The organism is Aliiroseovarius pelagivivens, assembly GCF_900302485.1.
Taxonomy (GTDB): Bacteria; Pseudomonadota; Alphaproteobacteria; order Rhodobacterales; family Rhodobacteraceae; genus Aliiroseovarius; species Aliiroseovarius pelagivivens.
In genome coordinates this window covers 828,635-848,080 of sequence record NZ_OMOI01000001.1, presented here as the reverse complement: position 1 = coordinate 848,080, position 19,446 = coordinate 828,635, and the positions used below count along the sequence as shown (strand labels likewise).

The window sequence follows — 19,446 nt, the reverse complement described above, 5'->3', positions numbered from 1 at the left end:
TAAGCTATGGGCAGAGCGCCGGGTCGCCCTGCCACAACACGCGCACAGCTTCTCGCAGGAACGCGCGGGGCAGGATCACCAGAAGCCCGGCCCCTTCAGCTGACAGGGTGACGGGACTGCCCGTCGCCTCGTTCGAGGTCCCAAACTGTCCCCAGGGCGCGAACTCCAATCCGTCGACAGGCCAGCGCAAACCGCTGCAATGCGCCACCACACGGGCCATCGGAAACAAAGACACCCGCGTGCCTGTGGGGAGGTCCAACGAGACGTCATGGGACAGATGAAAACAGATGTCTTCGTCACCCAGAAGAATCGCTGGTTTGCGCGCCTGACGCACTAAAACCGAGTAGCACGCCAACTGATGATCCATGCGTTTGCCTGTGAAGCCCGTACACAGGATTACAGGGGCCTCGATCAGGTCCAAGGCCTTGTCGAAATCTGTTCGATTCTGGTCAGCAGTTTCGATCAAAATCGAGGGGTCCAGTGCCGTGCGCGTGGCATCGGAAATGGAATCGAAATCCCCCGAAACCCCCAACAAATCAAGGCCCAGCGACACAGCACGGTTGGCCCCGCCATCGACGCCAAACAGATTGGGCGCCACTGTTAACGATTCAGCGATGTCTTGCGCGGAAGATTGACCTCCACCAAGCAACGTAACACCCGCGTCCAATCGCAAAACTCGACAACTCATGGTTAGTAAATCCACCTCATTCCACACAATCGCCACATTTCCGCCACAGTAAAATACCAACCGCATCGCGCTTTTGCGCAATTTACGTAGCATATGTAGTTAAATGTATCGTTGTCGTCGTTCTGGTTGAGAAGGTAAGTTTTTAATGGTTAACAACAACAAGATCCTTACGGTTTCCTATGGCACGTTTTCCTGCACGCTGGAAGGATTTGATGATCCATTCGGCGCAATGAAATCCATTGCCGAGTATTTCCGTGGCTTAGCGGAGCATGACCGCTCTTTCGGCGCAGAACCCGTGACGCCTGATGCTGCGATGTTGCACCGGATTGCAGAACGCGAATCCCTGAAACAGGTTGATGCCGAGATCGAGGATCAGGGTATTATCCTGCGCCAAAGCGGCGAAGACTTGAAAGCTAAGGCCGCGAATGCGCCTGAGATGGGCGCAGATGCTCCAACCAAGCCGGGCGGCCTGTCCACCAAATTGGCACCAGAAGACATTCAGACCGACGATCGCGAAGAAGAAGCCGGCGCTGCACATGATCTGAACGAAGATGATGCGCTCTCGAAATTGTCTCGTCTGCGTGCTGCGGCGATGGACGATCAGCAGATCTCGGACGAGTTCTTGGAAGATGAGCACGCCGCTGGCTCGGCGAAGTCGGCCGTGACGGATCTGGATGATCTGGACGAGTTTGAAGAATTGATCAGCAACCATGCGCTGGCAGCTGATACCGAGGCGACTGAAGAATCCGTTTCCGAGACCGCCGATCGCGTGGCCAAGCGCCAGCGCGTGAAAGATCAGATCGCGATGAATGACGATGGAGCGCCGAATGTTGGGGAACCGCTATCGGCCTCCAACCTCCGTGAAGATCGCGCGCCAACTCCGCCCACTGTACTCACCGGTGCTGCTTTGGCTGCCTCCGCGGCCGAAGATGAAAGCAATACTGATAACGCGATCGACGAGACCGCGCAGGTATCACGTGTTCTTCGCGTGAAACGCAAGCGCAGTGACGATGGGCAAGAAAACGTCGTCGTGTCGCAGACCAATACGCTTGGCAGCGACAGCATTGAAGACGCGGCCGAGATTGAAATTGATGCTCATCAGGATGCAGCGCAGGAAGAAATGCCTGTTTTGACCGCCGAGGAAGAGGCTGATCTGGCCGCTGAACTGGCCCTGGTCGAGGCCGAATCCCGCGCCGAACTTGACGCGCAGGCGCAACCCGAACCGGTTACCGAACGCGAATTCGCAGCCGTTGCTCCGATGCCGCCTTTGCCTTTGGACGATTCACTTCGCGTGGCTGTGCAAGAAGTGTCGACCAAAGTTGTCGCTGACATTGCTGGCAAACAGTTGGAAAACGCCCATCAAAGCGAACTTCACCACGAAATTGAGGCGCTTTTATCGACGATGGAGGCTGAAAGCCGCATGGATGCGCGCCGCGAGCGCCGGGCACAGGTCTTCGACGAACAGGAAGCAGCTCGTGACGATACGGCGTTGGAGCGCATTCTGGCCGAAACCAACACCCAGATGGACGACCAGGGCGCCTCGCGCCGTCGTAATTCGATCAGCCACTTGAAGGCCGCGGTACAAGCTACGCGTGCGGACAAATCCAGTGGCTCGGCCGAGTTCGAGGAAGAAGGGCAGGAAACGCCCTATCGCAGCGATCTGGCTCAGGCTGTTAAGCAGCCCAGCCCTGAAGCGACTTCGACCAAATCACCGGAACCGCACCGCGCCTCGCCGTTGGTCTTGATTTCCGAACAGCGGGTCAATGAGACTGAAGCAGAGCAAGACCCCTCTGCGAGTGCGTCGCGCGACCGCTTTGTTCGCCCTCGTCGCGTCAATGTCAGCACAACTCGCAAGCGCCCGGACGCCACCGACGCAGATCCGGACGCAGAGCCTGCCAATGCCGACAATCCCGAGCTGATTGCCTTTACCGCCTTCGCTTCTGATGTCGACCAGAACGATACGGCAGGCTATCTGCGCGCTGCAGCTTCGTTCGTCACGCAGTCATCGGGGCAGTCGCATTTCAGCCGCCCTCAGGTGGTCAAACTGGTGACCAAGATGAATGTTCCCGGTGGCATCTCGCGGGAAGACGCCCTGCGTGCCTTTGGCCGTCTTTTGCGGGAGGGTGACATCATCAAAGTGGCTCAGGGGTGCTATTCGCTGACCAATGTGACTACCAATGTGGATCAGGGCGGGCTGCAAACAGCCTGATCCATCCAAAGCACTGGAAACGAAAAAGGCCCCGATTTCGGGGCCTTTTTCTTTAGTTATCTTTTTTGTCCTTCAGGGCATATTTCCCTGCGGGATCATGGGGATAGCTCGCCTCGTCTTCATCGGGGTCAGCTTTTCCGACCCCCAAAAACACTTGCTTCAACGGCAGCATCCACACGAAACCAAGCACCGCATAGACGATGAACTCGAGCCAAATGGGCGGACGGTTGAACAGGCTGACCACAAACACCGCGGCAACGATGTAAAGCGGCAGCCCGACGACCAGCACCAAAAGTGCCAGCCGCTTGCGAGCCTTATATCCCAGCGCCATCAGATCAATCCGCGAACGGGTCAGTCACCAGAATGGTGTCATCCCGTTCCGGGCTGGTGGACAAAATCGCGACAGGGCAGTCGATCAGCTCTTCCACGCGTTTCACATATTTGATCGCGTTGGCGGGCAGATCATTCCAGCTGCGCGCACCCTCGGTCGTTTCAGACCAGCCGGGCATCTCTTCATAGATCGGAGTACAGCGCGCCTGCTCATTCTCTGCGGTGGGCAAGTAATCCAGGCGCTTGCCATCCAGCTCATAGCCGACGCAGATTTTCAGGGTTTCAAACCCATCCAAAACGTCCAGCTTTGTCAACGAGATACCGGTCACGCCAGATGTTGCGCAGGTTTGACGGACCAAAGCCGCGTCAAACCAACCACAGCGGCGCTTACGCCCGGTGGTGGTGCCAAACTCGTGCCCACGCTCGCCCAGACGCTGTCCGTCCGCATCATCAAGCTCTGTCGGGAACGGGCCTTCACCCACGCGGGTCGTATAGGCTTTCACAATGCCCAGAACATAGTCGATCGAGCCCGGCCCGATGCCCACACCAGTTGCCGCCTGCCCTGCGATCACATTCGACGAGGTCACGAAAGGATAGGTTCCGAAATCAATGTCCAGAAGTGCGCCCTGAGCGCCCTCAAACAGGATTCGTTTGCCGGATTTGCGCTTTTCGTTCAGCACTTTCCAGACCGGAGCGGCAAATTTCAGGATGGACGGTGCGACCTCTTTCAGAAGCGCAACCAGCGCGTCGCGGTCGATCGGTTCAATGCCCAACCCTTTGCGCAGCGGATCATGGTGCTGAAGCGCACGGTCCACGCGCGCCTCAAGCGTTGCATGGTCTGCCAAATCCGCAACGCGGATGGCGCGACGACCCACCTTATCTTCATAACACGGACCGATACCGCGTCCGGTAGTGCCGATCTTGGTGCCTTTCGACGCGGCCTCTTCCCGAGCCCGGTCAAGTTCACCGTGGAACGGCAAGATCAGCGGGGTATTTTCCGCGATCATCAGCGTTTCAGGTGTGATTTCAACACCTTGAGCCGTAACCGTTTCGATTTCTTTCAACAGGTTCCACGGATCCAGCACAACGCCGTTTCCGATCACGCTCAGCTTACCGCCGCGCACAACACCCGAGGGCAGCGCGTGCAGCTTGTAAACCGCTCCGTCAATAACAAGAGTATGGCCCGCATTGTGCCCCCCTTGGAATCGGCAGATCACATCGGCACGTTCGCTGAGCCAGTCAACGATCTTACCTTTTCCTTCATCGCCCCATTGGGCGCCTACGACAACGACATTGGCCATGGTCTTTTTCCTATCTCAAAGAAAACCCGGCCCGGTATAGCTGCACATCTGCCCCAGCGAAAGGAGTATTTGCTGCGAATGCAGAAAGGTCTCGATCCTGCCTGCTGCGGCTTGCACCCTGCGTTCTTTTCGCCTACATACCCCGGCAGATCGAACGAACCCAAATCACGGGAAACGCCCCATATGGAAAACGTCATCCTCGTCATTCACCTGATCTTGGCCCTTGGGCTGATCGGGATCGTGCTTTTGCAGCGCTCTGAGGGCGGCGGCCTTGGCATTGGTGGCGGCGGCGGTGGTGGCGTTATGTCATCTCGCGGTGCAGCCACGGCTTTGGGCAAACTGACCTGGGGCTTTGCGATTGCCTTTCTGGTGACATCGATCTCGCTGACGATCATCTCGGCAAAGAACTCGGCTGACAGCTCGGTCGTGGATGCGTTGGGCCTTGAAGCCCCCGCTGCCGATGAAGAAACCGCGCCTGCGGTTCCTGATGTCAGCAATCTGCTGCCGCCGGTCAACACCGACGACAGCCTGACGCCGCCGCGCGCGGATTGATCAACGGGCAGGTTTGACTGCCCTACATCATGTATCGAACCGGTTTTCGCTTAGATAACCGGGCGATAAACAACCCACACAACACTTAGATGCGGTGCGCTACGTCGCCCCATTATCTAGACGATCCGGTTGCGCGGGAGCCCGGAATCGGTTATGTCTTGAATCCCGTGAGGATCGGATTCGCAGCGGTGCTTTCTGCTTGCTTTTTGCGTATCTACTTACCAGCTTTTTCGGCGCAACGACGCCAGTATCACGGGGGCAGCCAACCACATGGCACGTTACATCTTCATCACCGGCGGTGTTGTTTCATCCTTGGGCAAAGGGCTGACCTCGGCTGCACTTGGGGCTCTGCTTCAAGCGCGCGGATACACCGTTCGTCTGAGAAAGCTTGATCCCTATCTGAACGTCGACCCCGGCACGATGAGCCCGTTCGAGCATGGCGAAGTGTTCGTGACCGATGACGGGGCCGAGACCGATTTGGATCTGGGTCACTATGAACGTTTCACGGGCGTGGCTGCGCGCAACACGGATTCGGTCAGCTCGGGCCGCATTTATACCAACGTGCTCGAGAAAGAACGTCGTGGTGATTATCTGGGCAAAACCATTCAGGTGATCCCGCACGTTACAAACGAAATCAAAGAATTCATCGAAATCGGTGACGACGAAGTTGATTTCATGCTCTGCGAAATCGGCGGCACCGTGGGCGATATCGAAGCCCTACCCTTTTTCGAAGCCATCCGTCAGTTCAGCCAAGAACGCCCACGCGGTCAGTGTATCTTCATGCACCTGACCCTGCTGCCCTATCTGGCGGCATCCGGCGAGCTGAAAACGAAACCAACCCAGCACAGCGTGAAAGAACTCCGTTCGATCGGCATCGCCCCCGACGTGCTGGTCTGCCGTTCCGAGCACCCGATTCCCGACAAGGAACGTGCCAAGATCGGTCTGTTCTGTAATGTCCGTCAGGAATCGGTCATCCCGGCCTATGACCTGAAGTCGATCTATGAAGCGCCGATGGCCTATCACAATGTGGGTCTGGATCAGGCAGTGCTGGACGCGTTCCAAATCGCCCCTGCCCCGAAACCTGACCTGAGCCGCTGGGAAGACGTCGAAGACCGCATTCACAATGCTGAGGGCGAAGTCAAAGTCGCCGTAGTGGGCAAATACACCCAGCTTGAGGACGCCTATAAGTCGATCAAGGAAGCGCTGACCCACGGCGGAATGGCCAACCGGACCCGCGTGAAACTGGAATGGGTCGATGCCGAGCCTTTCGACAAAGAAGACCCTGCCCCGTATCTAGAGGGCTTCCACGCCATTCTGGTCCCCGGCGGCTTTGGCGAACGCGGCACTGAAGGCAAGATCAAAGCGGCACAATATGCCCGCGAGCACAAGATACCCTATCTGGGCATCTGTCTGGGCATGCAGATGGCCGTAGTCGAAGCCGCGCGCAATGTTGCTGGGATTAAAGATGCCGGATCGGAAGAATTCGATCACGAGGCAGGCGAGACCCGTTTCACGCCGGTTATCTATCACCTGAAAGAATGGGTGCAGGGCAACTACAAGGTCAAGCGCAAGGTCGGGGACGACAAAGGCGGCACCATGCGTCTGGGTGCCTATTCCGCGACGCTTGCGGAAGGGTCGAACGTGGCGCGGATCTACGGCGGCACCGAACTGGAAGAACGTCACCGTCACCGGTACGAGGTCGATGCAAAGTACCGCGAGCAGCTTGAAGCCTGCGGGCTGAAATTCTCGGGCATGTCACCGGATGGGCGTCTGCCCGAGATCGTCGAGTGGGAAGATCACCCGTGGTTCATCGGTGTTCAGTTCCACCCAGAACTGAAGTCGAAACCGTTCGATCCGGCTCCGCTGTTCGCCGACTTCGTACGCGCAGCAAAAGACATCGAGCGACTGGTCTAAGCCACGTTAAAGTTCGGAAGACGGGCGGGGTTTTTCCCGCCCTTTTCTTTGCGCAATCCGTGTTCTAGGTTTCTTCCGACCACGAAGGAGCCCCCATGTCGCAAGCTGATAAGATCTGTTGGACAGAAGATGCGCAACGGGCGATGGGCGTTTTGCTGGTGCGTCTGGCGCGCGCGGATGCAGATTATGCCCAGACCGAGATCGCACGGATTGATCGCCTTTTTGCCCGTCATTACGACCTGAATCCGATCAAGGCGGCAAAACTGCGCGCCGTATGCGAGGGGCAGGAAAGGCAGGCTGGCGCGACCGAGGATCTGGCAAAAGCCGTACAAGACATGATGCCCTTAGAGCAGCGGGTGAAAATCATCACGGCCTTGTGGCAGGTATCCTTGGCAGATGGCGTTCTGCGCGACGAAGAGGCCGATCTGGTTTCGCGCGTTGCCGACGCCGCAGGCGTTCCACGCAGCAACATCGCAGTCGAATGAAGCTGAGGGCGCTTTTTGCAGCATGCCTTGGCGTTACGCCGGTATATGCCGAAACCATTACACAAGCGCCCTATGACTTTGTTGCCGAAACCGCTTCAGGCCTGATTGATTTCGAGAGCTTTCCCGTTCTTCCGGAGCCCGGGCAGGTCATTGCAGACACACTCCGCGCGCCCGGTGCGACTTTGGGGGCCGCCCTCGCCGGTCAAACCCGTGGGGCAAACGAAACCTTCGCAACCCTCAACGGTCCGCCGTCAGCACCCGCGCGCGTTGAGCAAAACCCGCCGCTTCCCCCAATGGCCATCGCCTTTCATGCGGGCTTTGGATCGAATGCGGCCTTTCCTTTGGGACCGAAGGGTTTCGCGCAACGATCCGGTCGAGGGGAGGGCTCGTTGGCCTTTAGCTTTGATGCACCGATCCGGTCTTTCGCGCTGCGCCTGCATCTCGACTATGCCGATCCGCTTGGCAGCCGCCCTGCCCCCGGCCCGGTTTGGCTGCACTTCTACGGGTCGGATGCAGCATTGTTGCAGGCCGAAACCCTGACCCCCAAGCAAGGCGTGCAAAGTTTCGGGTTTCTCAGCTCGGCTCCGATCACCGCGATCACCCTTTCGCATCAAGATCCCGGTGGAATTGCAATTGACGACATCCGTTATTCGCTGGACAGTCACACGAACTGAAAAAGGAGCCACTCGTGGCCAAAGGATATTGGATCGGGCGCGTCGATGTGGACGACCTTGAGCGTTATCAGGACTATATCAAAGCCAACGGTGCAGCATTCGAGGCGCATGGCGCACGTTTTTTGATACGGGGTGGTCAATTCGAATCCGTCGAAGGGCAGTCGCGTACACGCAATGTTGTTATCGAATTTCCCAACTATCAGGCCGCGCTCGATTGCTATAACAGCGAAGTCTATCAGGCCGCAAAATCCTTCCGCGATCCGGTTTCAGAGGCGGATATCATCATTATCGAAGGCTATGACGGATAAGTGAAGGGAAAGGGCTTGGCATTCACCGTGTCGCGCCCACATTAGACAAATGCTGCGATCACTTCTTGAGAAATTGACCCAACCCGCACCCCAGCCTCTTCAGGATGGGGATGCCCGTCTAGCCGTGGCTGCCATTCTTGTCCGGCTGGCAAGGGCGGATCACGATTATGACGCCGCCGAAAAGCGCGCAATCGACCGAATTTTAGCGCAGCGGCACACCCTGTCAGACGAGGATGCAGCATCGCTCCGCACCGAGGCGGAAGCCTTGGAAGCCACGGCCCCCGACACGGTCCGCTTTACCAACGCGGTGAAAGATGCGGTGCCGCTGGATGATCGCATTGCCATTTTGGAAGCCGCTTGGACTGTCGTTCTGACCGATGGGGAACGTGCCTCGGAAGAAGATGCGCTTATGCGTATGATTCCGCGTTTTCTGGGGATCAACGATATCGACAGTAATTTGGCCCGACAACGCGCTGCAAAAAGCCTGTAAGGCCTTTGGTCCCCTTCAGTATTTGATTCCACCTCGATCCTGACGCGCCAAGCAAAAAGCGCCCGCGCTCTACCCCGTGTTGATCATCACGACACAAACCGACATTTTGCAGCACGAACCGACCTTCCACCCAGATTTACGTAACTTCCCCGTCATTTCGCCGTTGCAATCCTAATAGATTTGTTTCCTACTCGGGCACCACAAAACCCTGTTTTAAACCGGAACCACTCGTGCCACGCGATATCCCTGACCAGAACCCTATCGACCCTGCGTCGGTGATCGAAATCCGCGACCTGCATAAAAGCTATGGTGCGTTGGAAGTGCTGAAAGGCGTTGATCTGGTTGCGCCGCGCGGGCATGTCGTCTCGCTGATCGGCTCTTCTGGCTCGGGCAAATCCACCCTGTTGCGCTGTGCCAACCTGCTTGAAGAAAGCCAGCAGGGCGATATTCGGTTCGAAGGCGAGCCAATCACGTGGAAGGGTCAAGGGCTGAACCGTCACCCTTCTGATCGTGCTCAGGTGACACGGATCCGCACCAACCTGTCCATGGTATTCCAGCAGTTCAATCTGTGGTCTCACATGACCATTCTGCAAAATGTAATGGAAGCCCCCGTCACCGTCCTTGGCCGCGACAAGGCCGAGGTCGAGGAAAAAGCGCGCGAATATCTGGCGAAAGTCGGCATCGGCGACAAATGTGACGTCTGGCCTGCACAGCTTTCTGGTGGACAACAGCAGCGCGCCGCGATTGCGCGCGCTCTGTGCATGGAGCCGAAAGCCCTGCTGTTTGATGAACCCACTTCGGCGCTTGATCCCGAACTTGAGCAGGAAGTGGTCAAGGTGATCAAGGATCTGGCTGCCGAGGGTCGCACCATGATCATCGTCACCCATGACATGCGCTTGGCCCATGACGTGTCCGATCACGTGGTGTTCCTGCATCAGGGGCTGATCGAAGAAGAAGGCGCACCTGCCGAGCTGTTCGGCAATCCAAAAAGCGAGCGCCTGAAACAATTCCTGTCTCACTCGCATCCCGTGTGAGACCAACTTTAAACCAAAAAAACAACCTGGGAGTAAATCATGAAAAAACTGATCGTCTCGACGGCGGCGCTGGCCCTGACAGCCGGCTTCGCACTTGCCGAGGACACCGTGCGCCTTGGCACAGAGGGTGCCTATGCCCCGTGGAACTTCGTGAACGATGCCGGCGAAATTGACGGCTTCGAGCGCGAACTGGGCGACGAGCTGTGCGTACGCGCCGAGCTGACCTGTACATGGGTGAAGAACGAATGGGACACCATTATTCCGAACCTGGTGTCGGGCAACTATGACGCCATCATCGCGGGCATGTCGATCACTGACGAGCGTGACGAAGTCATCGACTTCACTCAAGCTTACACCCCGCCAGATCCCTCGGCTTATGCTGCCATGTCGGCAGACGTAGACCCCGCTGGTGGTGTTGTGGCTGCTCAGGCGACCACCATTCAGGCCGCTTTCGTGGCTGAACAGGGCTGGACGCTGGTCGAATTCGCAACTCCGGAAGAAACCGTTGCTGCTGTGAAAAACGGCGAAGCTGACGCAGTTCTGGCTGATAAGTCGTTCCTGGACACCATGGTCGGTGCAGACGGTCTGGTGATGCTGGAGCGCATGGAGCAGATCGGCGGCGGCGTTGGCATGGGTATCCGTGAAAGCGACGGCGACCTGCGCGCCAAGTTCGACGCTGCCATCCAGTCGATGAAAGACGACGGCACGCTGAACACCATGATCGCCAAATGGGAAGTTGCTTCTCAGTGGTAATTTAATGGCCGGGCCCGTGTGTAAACACATGCGGGCCCAGCTTTTTTCTAGCGGATAATCTGCACGCGCGATGTTTTCCTATTGCACCGATCCTTCCACGCTTGAGGGCCTGAGCTGGCTCAGCTGCTACCTGACCACAGGGAAGCACATGGCGTTCTATCAATCCTTCGGGATTGTTCTGGTGCTGTTGGCAATCACCGCGCCGGTGGCGTTGATGTTTGGCTTTGCAGGCGCGACTGCCGCCCGGTCCCGTATCTGGCCCATCAGCCTTCTGGGCAAGTCCTATACCGCGATTGTACGGGGCGTCCCCGACATTGCGTTCTTCATGTTCTTCGTGATCGCACTGGATCAGGGGTTCGAATACCTGCGCCACAAAGTGAAATGCTCGGACTGGTCTGAACCAGTGCGTCAAGGCAATGACTTCGTGGTCTGTGCGCAGGCCAAGCTGCCGCTGTCCACCAGCCCGCAATGGGTGCATGAAACTTATGGCTTTGCACTGGCCGTGCTGACCTTTGCCATCGTATTCGGTGCCTTTGCCGCCAACGTGCTGTTCGGCGCCATGAAAGCCGTGCCCCGTGCCCAGCTTGAAACCGCCGAGGCCTATGGCATGTCGACCCGCCAGACCTTCTGGCGCATTTTGGTTCCGCAAATGTGGGTCTTTGCACTGCCCGGCCTGTCAAACCTGTGGATGATCCTGATTAAGGCCACGCCGCTTCTGTTCCTGCTTGGGGTCGAAGATATCGTGTACTGGGCGCGCGAGCTTGGCGCGACAAAAGCCGCCAAGTTCACGGACTATCCGCATGGGAACTGGAACGCCTATTACTTCGGCGGGCTTTTGGTCTTCTACCTGATGCTGACCTCGATCAGTGAACGCGTCTACAAACGGCTGTCCACCCGCCTATCGCACGGTCAGGCCACCGCTGCCGGCGAAGCCCAACGGAAGGCCGCGACATGAGCTGCGTTCAGACCATTCAGGACTATGCCTTTCGTTCAGTCGGGTTCGGAGAACGCCTGCTACCGCGCGAAGATTATACCCTGTGCGAGCACTTCACGCTGATCGGCTCGGGCATGATCTGGAACATCTATTTCGGCCTTGTGGCAATCCTGTTTGGCTTCTTCGCCGCCACGGGACTGGCCATGGCAAAGAACAGCCGCTCGGATAGGCTGCGCAAACCGGCCGAGTTCTTCATCTATGTCTTCCGCGGCTCGCCCCTGTTCATCCAGATGTTCTTTGCCTATGCGGTGTTTCTGTCGATCAAACAGAGCGTCCCGGGCTTTTCGCTTCTGACATCAGCGTGGCTGGGCGCAGCGATCGTTCTGTTTCTGAACACCACCGCCTATTCGGCCGAGATCTTTTATGGCGCGCTGCAATCCATTCCCAAGGGGGATCTTGAAGCCGCCGACGCCTATGGCATCACAGGTTGGACCCGCTTCAAGCGCATTGTCTGGCCGTCGATGATGCGTCTGGCTTGGCCCGCCTATACGAACGAAGCGATCTTCTTGTTTCACGCTACGGCGCTGGTCTTTTTCTCGGGGTTTCCGGTGTGGCAGCAACGCGGCGACGCGCTGTATTACGCCAGCTATTTCGCAGACAAGACCTTTAATCCGTTCGTCCCCTACCCGATTTTGGCGTTCTATTTCATCCTGCTGACGCTGGTCGTCATCACGATCTTTGGCCGCATCGGCAAGCACCTGAACCGGCATCTTCCGCAAGCCATGGTGCGTCGCCCCAGCTTCATGCGCACCTTGTTTCGCTAACTGATCACAAAAAATTGCCCTTGCCCCGGCGTTAAGGCTCGGGTAGGTCAAATATAACTGTGCAATAATTTGATCAAATTTGGTGACGCATGAAAATCGGCATTCTGCAAGCAGGCCATTCCCCCGACGAACTGCGCGACAGCGTCGGCGACTATGGCGAGATGTTCACCCGCCTTCTCGACGGGCATGGGTTCGACTTCCAGATCTTCTCGGTCGTGGATGGTGAATTTCCCTCTGGTACCGAAGACGCGGATGGCTGGCTGATCACCGGCTCGAAACATGGTGCCTATGAAGACCATGACTGGATCCCGCCGCTCGAGACATTGATCCGTGACATTCGCGACGCAGGCCAACCGCTGGTCGGTGTCTGTTTTGGTCACCAGATCATCGCCCAAGCCCTTGGCGGCAAGGTCGAGAAGTTCGACGGCGGCTGGTCCGTAGGCCGGACCGAATATGATTTTGGCGATCAGACTATGGCCCTGAACGCTTGGCACCAAGATCAGGTGGTCGACCTACCGGAAGGGGCCGAGATCATTGCCTCAACCGACTTCTGCGCCAATGCTGCCATGATGATCGGAGACAAGATTCTGACCATCCAGCCCCATCCCGAATTCACCGCCCCGCTTGTCGCAGGTCTGATTGAACATCGCGGACGTGGCAATGTGCCAGATACGTTGCTCAATGCAGCGGAAGATGCGTTGAGTACGGCAACGGACAACGCCAAATTCGCTGATAAAATGGCGGCCATTCTTAAAGGCTGAACCTTCAGGAACTGGAACCTAAACACATTGAGGCCACGCTGATCACCAGCGTGGCTTTTTTCATGTTCGCCCCCATCACACCCCGCAGTTTCGTAACAGCCGTACTACAAATCCGAAAACTAATCCGCGCCAACGGTGCTGAAACCTCTGGCCAGACTCACCTTGCTCTTTTATATTTTCTGAAATGTATTTTCGAGAAAGCCGAAAAGGTGACGCTCGAAAAAGGAGACAGCATGACCCTGGACCAGAACGCCGCGCCGAACGTCCATGACGCCGAACCCATCCCCGAAGCCGCCCGGGCCGAGATCGACCGGCTGCTGCAATCGGGTGATCTGTTTCGCTACACCGCCCCGGAAGACGCCCCTGTCGCACTTCTGGAAGCCGAGTTCGCCGAGATGATGGGCGCGAAATATGCACTTGCCGTGGCCAGCTGCTCGGCCGCGCTGTTTCTATCCCTGAAAGCCCTGAACCTGCCGCGCGACTCCAAGGTTCTAATCCCTGCCTTCACCTTTGCGGCTGTCCCCAGCTCGATCGTACATGCCGACTGCAAGCCGGTTCTGGTCGATGTGCAAGACAACTACCGCATCGACATGGCTGACTTCGCCGCCAAGCTAACACCGGATGTGGGCGCAGTGATCATCAGCCATATGCGTGGTCATACCTCGGACATGGATGCGATCATGCAGCTGTGCGACGCGGCGGACATCCCTGTTGTCGAAGACGCAGCCCATTCGCTCGGCACGCTTTGGCATGGGCGCAAGATCGGTACGATCGGCAAGATCGGCTGTTTCTCGTTCCAGTCCTACAAAATGCTGAACGCGGGCGAAGGCGGCATTCTGATCACCGATGACGCCGAGCTGGCGGCGCGCGCCGTGATTATGTCCGGTGCCTATGAGCACAATTGGAAGAAACACAAATCACCGCGCGGCGAAAACTCGACCGATCTGGCAGACGCCTTTGCGCGCTGGCAGAACAAGCTACCGCTTTACAATACGCGCCTGTCCAACCTGTCTGCCGCCGTCATCCGCCCCCAACTGCCCGAGCTTGAGCGTCGCGTGAACGATGGTCTGCGCAACCACGACTATGTGGCCGCGAAACTGGAACAAAGCCCCTGGATCACCGTCCCGGCACCGCTGGCCCCGGAAACCCGCGCGCCAGATTCCATCCAGTTCAATCTGGTCGGCGTCAGCGACGAAGACACGATCGCCTTCCAAGCCGCTGCTAAAGCCCGAGGCGTTAGCGTTCAGGTCTTCGGGATGAGCGAAGACAATGCCCGCGCTTTCTGGAACTGGCAGTTCATCGACGATCAAGGCCCACTGCCGCAAACTCGTGCGATGCTCTCGCGCGCCTGCGACACCCGCCTGCCCGTGCGTCTAAAACAGCCTGAGCTCGATTTCATCGCCAATGCCATTCTGGGCGCGATTGAAGAGGTTAAAGCCGAAAAGACGGAAACCGCCGCGTAACGCTCTGCGCATTTTCTTGCCATAAGTATCCTGGGGTGAATTGGCCAATGGCCAAGAGGGGCAACGCCCCTCCGCTTCACAACACCCGCAACGCGCCTTTCAGCCACGGATACTCTTGCACCGCAGGCTCAACAATCAGCGAATTCAGGAGGGTCCGGCACTCCGTAGCCAGATCGCGCGGTAGATCCCCCAACATCTCGGCCCGAGCGACCAAGTTGATACGGCGGGTGAAGGGGGCAAAGGGCAACTCGATCAGGTCTGCGGCCTCTCGGAAACGGTGGGCGCGCAGGAACCCCAATGGCGTGATGATCGTCCAGCCAGCCCCGCTTGCTACCATCGCCATGATCGCGTGATAACTGTCCAGCTCGAACCGGTTGTCCAGCTTCAGGTTCTGCCGCGCCAGATGGTCCGAGATTACCCGGCCCATATGATGACGCGCCGTGTATTGCACCAGCGGAAGGTCTTTCAACAGCTCTCTTGGATCACGATCACCGATAAGCCCTTTGGGTACTGCGGCGACAAAGGGCTCTTCCATCAGGGGATGGACCTCCATCCATGGAGCAGAGGCACCAGTATCTGCTGCCACGATCACGTCCAAAGCACGCGCATCCAATTGATCATGCAGCCGGTGCGAGGCGCCGGTCTCCAGCAAAAATCGCGTATTTTCAAACCGTCGCGCGGCCTCGGACAACAGGCGTGGAGTTACGTCTGCGTCGAAATCCTCGATCATGCCAAGGCGTAACCGAGACAACTGAGAGAGCGCGCCCAACGTCAATTCTGCTTTCGCCTGTTCAGCCTCGTTCAAGATGGCTTGTGCGCGTTTCAGGAACAACGCCCCCGCTGCGGTCAACGACACTGGACGGGCCGAACGATCCAGCAAGCTGGTCCCCAACGCGGCCTCTAGATTGGTTAATTGTTGGCTGACCGAGGACGGGCTGACCCCCAAACGCCGCGCAGCCATGGAAATCGATCGCTCATCCGCGATGGCCACGAACACCTCGACCCCCCAAAGTGTGATCCGCCCGGCAGTTTCGACCATGGTGCTCTCCTTTCGTCAGAAGCTATGGGCAAAGCCCGGGCCGAGCAACATCCAATCCCGTCTAACGTGTCCAAAGGCGCGCGCGGTCCTCTGGGCGGGACGGTTCGATGGACCAGCCATCGGGCTCTAGATGCACTGCGACCGCACCGCTTTTGGCAAGCGCCTTGCGATCCAGCACTGCACATCCCTCTGGCAGGGCGTCGTCGCGCCATGCGGCCAGAACGACCAGATCTGCACCCGCACAAACCTCGGCCAAGCGGTCTTCTGCGCCGCGACCTGTCAGGTGAGCCAACGATAGCCCCGAAAGGTCCACCTCCAGCTGACCTTTGCGCCCGTTAAAACCATCACGTTCGAATGCAACCTGTTGCGAGGCAGCATCTCCGTCATTTTCCAGCCAGGATCGGGCGGCAAAGCCCTCGCCCCGCGGCTTAGACAGCACGCGCCCCTGATCTGTCATCACCCCGACCAGCCCGCCAGATGAACTGATCAGAATCTCGGGGCGGTCGACATTGGCCCAGCCGGCAAAGACCACGGCAAAAGGGGCAAGTGCGATCCATCTTTCCCGGCCACGCAACAAGACCAGCAAGATGCCCGCAACAGCCAATACAGGCAGGACGAAACCGGGGGGAGTCGGCACCTTCCCCACGGCCCCATCCAGCGATGACACGGTGTCGGCCACCCAAAGGATCCAACGGATCGGCCAGTCCATCAGCCAGAGCGCCAAGACCTCTAACCGCACCACAGCCAGCAGCGCTGCCAACACCGCAAGCGGCATGATAACGGCCCCCATGATCGGTACGCTTAAAAGATTGGCGACCAGCCCGTAATGGCTGACCTGATTGAAATGTGCCGCTCCTATGGACGCAGTGGCCAGCCCCGCCACGGCCGAGGAGATGACCACCGTCACCACAGGCCGCAGCCAACCGGGCAAACGGCGTGGTGTCTCGTCGCGTGATCGATCTCGGATCCATGCAAACACAGCGACAAGCGCTGTGGTCGCGGCAAATGACATCTGGAACCCCGGCTCGACCAAGGCTTCGGGCGTCAGGATCAGGACGATCATCGCCGCCATGGCAACCGCGCGCAGGGTCAGGGCCCGTCGGTCAAACAGGATGGCAACGAACATCGTGGTCACCATGATAAAAGCCCGCGTGGTCGCAACCGCACCGCCGGACAGCGCCAGATAAAACACCCCGGCCCCAATGGCAGTCACGGCGGCCAGCTTCTTTACCGGGAAGTTTAGGACCAGTCTGGGCCAGAATCCCATCAAGATGCGCATGGCCTGAAAAACAAAGCCGGTCAGCAGCCCCATGTGCAGACCAGAGATCGCAAGAAGATGTGCAAGGTTCGATCCGCGCAGCGCGTCGATTGTGGCACGTTCCATCGAGGATCGGTCACCCGTCGTAATCGTGGCTGCAAACGCCCCACTTACGCCTGGAAGGACCGCACGTACCCGATGTGCAATCACCTGCCTGAGCCGTCCGATGGCCAGCGACAAGTCGCCCGTGGGCGGGGACAACAAAAGCGCGGGGCTGCGTGTATAGCCCACTGCCCCGATTCCGCGAAACCACGCCATGCGCTGGAAATCAAACCCGCCGGGCTCGACCGGGCCGTTGGGACCAGACAGATGTCCCGTCAACGCAATCCGCTGACCGATGGCGGGGGACAGATAGCCCTGTTCCCCGTGAAGTGAGACCCGCACCTGGTCGGGACGCTTCCTTGGATTCACATCACTAAGGCGAACCTGATCCAAGGTCAGGCGCACCGCATCGGACTGCGAGCGGTCCATTGCGATTATCCGCCCTTCGACCGGGCCGTAGTATCGGAAATCCAACACAGGTCCGGCAACCCAATGCGCGCGCACACCGGCAATCCCAAATCCGAGGGCGATGCAAATTACCGCGCGCGCCAGCGGCCCAATGCCCCAGGGCCAGCGCCATGCGATACCGGCGCAAAATAGCCCCAGAATGGCCAGAGCCGTATAGATGCCAATGTCCGGTTCGCGCGACGGCACAAAATAAAGCCCAATGCCTGCACCAAAGAACAGCGGAGCCCAAATCAGGAACCGTCCGCGCTCTTCTTCGATCCGGGACAAGAGTTTCACGGCCAGCACCCTTGTTCAAAACCTCCCTTTTGTTAAAAGCATCTCAACGAAGCTTGTTTTCAGGTCTCGCCTGAAACGCATCCCCTCCTGCGTAACGCGCGCATGGTTTCCAAAAGGTTAATGACCGATGTCTCAGACGCCCCAGATTGTCACCCGTTTCGCCCCCTCGCCCACCGGCTATTTGCATATTGGCGGCGCCCGTACGGCGCTGTTCAACTGGCTCTATGCCCGTGGCCGTGGTGGTAAATTCCTGCTGCGGATCGAAGATACGGACCGCGCCCGGTCGACCCCCGAGGCAACAGCGGCGATCCTGAAGGGCATGGCCTGGCTGGGTCTAGACCATGACGGTGACGTCGTCAGCCAATTCGACCGCGCCGATCGCCACGCCGAAGTTGCGCTTGAAATGCTGGCAAATGGACACGCCTATAAGTGCTTTGCCTCGCAAGACGAAATTCAGGCCTTCCGCGAGGAAGCCCGCGCCGAGGGTCGTTCGACCCTGTATCAAAGCCCGTGGCGCGATGCTGATCCGGCAACCCACCCGGACGCGCCTTACGTGATCCGCCTGAAAGCCCCGCGCGAGGGCAAGACTGTCATCCGCGACGAGGTGCAAGGTGACGTCACCATTCGCAACGACCAGCTGGATGACATGATTTGTTTACGTTCGGATGGCACACCCACCTACATGCTGGCTGTTGTCGTTGATGACCATGATATGGGCGTGACACACGTGATCCGTGGGGATGACCACCTGAACAACGCCGCGCGCCAGACGATTGTCTATCAGGCAATGGGTTGGGACCTGCCGGTTTGGGCACACATCCCACTGATCCACGGACCCGATGGCAAGAAGCTGTCCAAACGCCACGGTGCTTTGGGAGTCGAAGAATACGAGGCGATGGGCTATCCTGCCACCGCCATGCGCAACTATTTGGCCCGTCTTGGCTGGAGCCACGGTGATGACGAGTTCTTCTCGGACGCGCAGGCGCTGGAGTGGTTTGACCTGTCGGGCATCGGCAAAAGCCCCGCGCGGTTCGACTTCAAGAAGCTGGACAACCTGTCGGGACAGCATCTGGCCGCAATGGAAGATGCGGACGTTCTGGCCGCTCTTCAGGGGTATATGGAGGCTGCTGGCGAAATTTCTTTGCAGTCGCAGCAAATTGATTTGGTTTCATCGGCCATGTATGTGCTGAAAACCAGCGCCAAAACCTTGCCGCAACTCCTTGAAAAAGCTAGATTTGCAACGGTTTCACGCCCCATTGACCGGGACGAGAAAGCCGAGAAGGCTCTGGACGAAGTATCCCGTGGTATACTGAAAGAATTGACGCCGCAGCTGCAAAATGGTAGCTGGGATCGCAACACGCTTGAGGACACTCTCAACGGCCTCGCCGAGGCCCATGACCTCAAGTTCGGCAAACTCGCAGCGCCTCTGCGCGCAGCCCTTGCCGGACGGGCCGTCACGCCCAGCGTTTTTGATATGATGCTTGTTCTCGGGCGCGACGAAACCATCGCGCGACTGGAAGACGCAAGCGCCTGAAGCATAAGCGACCGGCCAACCGGGGCGGTCGCTTTCTAACACGAAGGGA

Annotated in this window: 19 protein-coding genes; 14 read left to right on the top strand and 5 right to left on the bottom strand. The window is 58.2% G+C overall.

The window, feature by feature from the left end:
• Positions 1-4: 4 nt before the first annotated feature.
• Positions 5-688 carry a thiamine diphosphokinase gene (locus ALP8811_RS04160; RefSeq protein WP_108855913.1) on the bottom strand — a complete coding sequence of 228 codons (684 nt, stop codon included), beginning with the start codon at positions 686-688 and terminating at the stop codon, positions 5-7.
• Between the two features lie 145 nt (positions 689-833).
• On the opposite strand from ALP8811_RS04160, the gene ALP8811_RS04155 reads away from it, so the two are divergent.
• A complete protein-coding gene (locus ALP8811_RS04155) occupies positions 834-2,897 on the top strand; it encodes a hypothetical protein (protein ID WP_108855912.1) in 2,064 nt (687 codons plus the stop codon).
• Between the two features lie 52 nt (positions 2,898-2,949).
• On the opposite strand, the gene ALP8811_RS04150 is transcribed toward ALP8811_RS04155, so the two are convergent.
• Positions 2,950-3,228: a DUF2842 domain-containing protein gene (locus ALP8811_RS04150; protein WP_108855911.1), complete on the bottom strand. Its 279-nt coding sequence runs from the start codon at positions 3,226-3,228 to the stop codon at positions 2,950-2,952.
• Between the two features lie 4 nt (positions 3,229-3,232).
• Positions 3,233-4,528 (bottom strand): adenylosuccinate synthase, encoded by a 1,296-nt coding sequence (locus ALP8811_RS04145; protein ID WP_108855910.1) that lies wholly within the window; start codon positions 4,526-4,528, stop codon positions 3,233-3,235.
• A gap of 183 nt (positions 4,529-4,711) precedes the next feature.
• Between ALP8811_RS04145 and secG the strand changes: the two genes are divergently transcribed.
• The 12 genes from secG (at position 4,712) to ALP8811_RS04085 (ending at position 14,720) form a co-directional block, all read left to right on the top strand.
• Positions 4,712-5,080 carry a preprotein translocase subunit SecG gene (gene secG / locus ALP8811_RS04140; protein WP_108857416.1) on the top strand — a complete coding sequence of 123 codons (369 nt, stop codon included), beginning with the start codon at positions 4,712-4,714 and terminating at the stop codon, positions 5,078-5,080.
• A gap of 270 nt (positions 5,081-5,350) precedes the next feature.
• Positions 5,351-6,994 carry a CTP synthase gene (gene pyrG / locus ALP8811_RS04135; protein ID WP_108855909.1) on the top strand — a complete coding sequence of 548 codons (1,644 nt, stop codon included), beginning with the start codon at positions 5,351-5,353 and terminating at the stop codon, positions 6,992-6,994.
• A gap of 95 nt (positions 6,995-7,089) precedes the next feature.
• The gene (locus ALP8811_RS04130) at positions 7,090-7,479 is read left to right on the top strand and encodes a tellurite resistance TerB family protein (protein WP_108855908.1); all 390 of its coding nucleotides are present in this window, start codon (positions 7,090-7,092) and stop codon (positions 7,477-7,479) included.
• On the top strand, positions 7,476-8,153 hold the full coding sequence (locus ALP8811_RS04125) for a hypothetical protein (protein WP_108855907.1): 678 nt from the start codon (positions 7,476-7,478) through the stop codon (positions 8,151-8,153). The genes ALP8811_RS04130 and ALP8811_RS04125 overlap by 4 nt, the downstream gene beginning before the upstream one ends.
• A 14-nt stretch (positions 8,154-8,167) precedes the next feature.
• Positions 8,168-8,461, top strand: coding sequence for a DUF1330 domain-containing protein (locus tag ALP8811_RS04120; RefSeq protein ID WP_108855906.1), 294 nt, complete (start codon positions 8,168-8,170; stop codon positions 8,459-8,461).
• Between the two features lie 49 nt (positions 8,462-8,510).
• Positions 8,511-8,951 (top strand): tellurite resistance TerB family protein, encoded by a 441-nt coding sequence (locus tag ALP8811_RS04115; protein ID WP_108855905.1) that lies wholly within the window; start codon positions 8,511-8,513, stop codon positions 8,949-8,951.
• A 230-nt stretch (positions 8,952-9,181) separates the two neighbouring features.
• Entirely contained in the window at positions 9,182-9,985 is an 804-nt protein-coding gene (locus ALP8811_RS04110) for an ABC transporter ATP-binding protein (RefSeq protein ID WP_108855904.1), read from the top strand.
• 39 nt (positions 9,986-10,024) lie between these two features.
• Positions 10,025-10,738 carry a transporter substrate-binding domain-containing protein gene (locus ALP8811_RS04105; RefSeq protein WP_108855903.1) on the top strand — a complete coding sequence of 238 codons (714 nt, stop codon included), beginning with the start codon at positions 10,025-10,027 and terminating at the stop codon, positions 10,736-10,738.
• Positions 10,739-10,808: 70 nt separating this feature from the next.
• Positions 10,809-11,693, top strand: coding sequence for an ABC transporter permease (locus ALP8811_RS04100; RefSeq protein ID WP_108855902.1), 885 nt, complete (start codon positions 10,809-10,811; stop codon positions 11,691-11,693).
• A complete protein-coding gene (locus ALP8811_RS04095) occupies positions 11,690-12,496 on the top strand; it encodes an ABC transporter permease (protein WP_108855901.1) in 807 nt (268 codons plus the stop codon). The genes ALP8811_RS04100 and ALP8811_RS04095 overlap by 4 nt, the downstream gene beginning before the upstream one ends.
• 89 nt (positions 12,497-12,585) lie before the next feature.
• Complete coding sequence (locus ALP8811_RS04090) at positions 12,586-13,257, top strand: type 1 glutamine amidotransferase (RefSeq protein ID WP_108855900.1); 672 nt, start codon at positions 12,586-12,588, stop codon at positions 13,255-13,257.
• 233 nt (positions 13,258-13,490) lie between these two features.
• A complete protein-coding gene (locus ALP8811_RS04085) occupies positions 13,491-14,720 on the top strand; it encodes a DegT/DnrJ/EryC1/StrS family aminotransferase (protein WP_108857415.1) in 1,230 nt (409 codons plus the stop codon).
• A 76-nt stretch (positions 14,721-14,796) separates the two neighbouring features.
• On the opposite strand, the gene ALP8811_RS04080 is transcribed toward ALP8811_RS04085, so the two are convergent.
• Complete coding sequence (locus tag ALP8811_RS04080; protein WP_108855899.1) at positions 14,797-15,759, bottom strand: LysR family transcriptional regulator; 963 nt, start codon at positions 15,757-15,759, stop codon at positions 14,797-14,799.
• 61 nt (positions 15,760-15,820) lie between these two features.
• Entirely contained in the window at positions 15,821-17,863 is a 2,043-nt protein-coding gene (locus ALP8811_RS04075) for a ComEC/Rec2 family competence protein (protein WP_181363683.1), read from the bottom strand.
• A gap of 127 nt (positions 17,864-17,990) precedes the next feature.
• Between ALP8811_RS04075 and gltX the strand changes: the two genes are divergently transcribed.
• Positions 17,991-19,397 (top strand): glutamate--tRNA ligase, encoded by a 1,407-nt coding sequence (gltX, locus tag ALP8811_RS04070; RefSeq protein ID WP_108855897.1) that lies wholly within the window; start codon positions 17,991-17,993, stop codon positions 19,395-19,397.
• The last annotated feature ends 49 nt before the right edge of the window (positions 19,398-19,446 follow it).

Bases quoted from the DNA above. Each gene is read 5' to 3' on its own strand.
- ALP8811_RS04160 (WP_108855913.1), bottom strand. From the start codon at position 688: ATGAGTTGTCGAGTTTTGCGATTGGACGCGGGTGTTACGTTGCTTGGT.
- ALP8811_RS04155 (WP_108855912.1), top strand. From the start codon at position 834: ATGGTTAACAACAACAAGATCCTTACGGTTTCCTATGGCACGTTTTCC.
- ALP8811_RS04150 (WP_108855911.1), bottom strand. From the start codon at position 3,228: ATGGCGCTGGGATATAAGGCTCGCAAGCGGCTGGCACTTTTGGTGCTG.
- ALP8811_RS04145 (WP_108855910.1), bottom strand. From the start codon at position 4,528: ATGGCCAATGTCGTTGTCGTAGGCGCCCAATGGGGCGATGAAGGAAAA.
- secG (WP_108857416.1), top strand. From the start codon at position 4,712: ATGGAAAACGTCATCCTCGTCATTCACCTGATCTTGGCCCTTGGGCTG.
- pyrG (WP_108855909.1), top strand. From the start codon at position 5,351: ATGGCACGTTACATCTTCATCACCGGCGGTGTTGTTTCATCCTTGGGC.
- ALP8811_RS04130 (WP_108855908.1), top strand. From the start codon at position 7,090: ATGTCGCAAGCTGATAAGATCTGTTGGACAGAAGATGCGCAACGGGCG.
- ALP8811_RS04125 (WP_108855907.1), top strand. From the start codon at position 7,476: ATGAAGCTGAGGGCGCTTTTTGCAGCATGCCTTGGCGTTACGCCGGTA.
- ALP8811_RS04115 (WP_108855905.1), top strand. From the start codon at position 8,511: ATGCTGCGATCACTTCTTGAGAAATTGACCCAACCCGCACCCCAGCCT.
- ALP8811_RS04105 (WP_108855903.1), top strand. From the start codon at position 10,025: ATGAAAAAACTGATCGTCTCGACGGCGGCGCTGGCCCTGACAGCCGGC.
- ALP8811_RS04100 (WP_108855902.1), top strand. From the start codon at position 10,809: ATGTTTTCCTATTGCACCGATCCTTCCACGCTTGAGGGCCTGAGCTGG.
- ALP8811_RS04095 (WP_108855901.1), top strand. From the start codon at position 11,690: ATGAGCTGCGTTCAGACCATTCAGGACTATGCCTTTCGTTCAGTCGGG.
- ALP8811_RS04090 (WP_108855900.1), top strand. From the start codon at position 12,586: ATGAAAATCGGCATTCTGCAAGCAGGCCATTCCCCCGACGAACTGCGC.
- ALP8811_RS04085 (WP_108857415.1), top strand. From the start codon at position 13,491: ATGACCCTGGACCAGAACGCCGCGCCGAACGTCCATGACGCCGAACCC.
- ALP8811_RS04080 (WP_108855899.1), bottom strand. From the start codon at position 15,759: ATGGTCGAAACTGCCGGGCGGATCACACTTTGGGGGGTCGAGGTGTTC.
- gltX (WP_108855897.1), top strand. From the start codon at position 17,991: ATGTCTCAGACGCCCCAGATTGTCACCCGTTTCGCCCCCTCGCCCACC.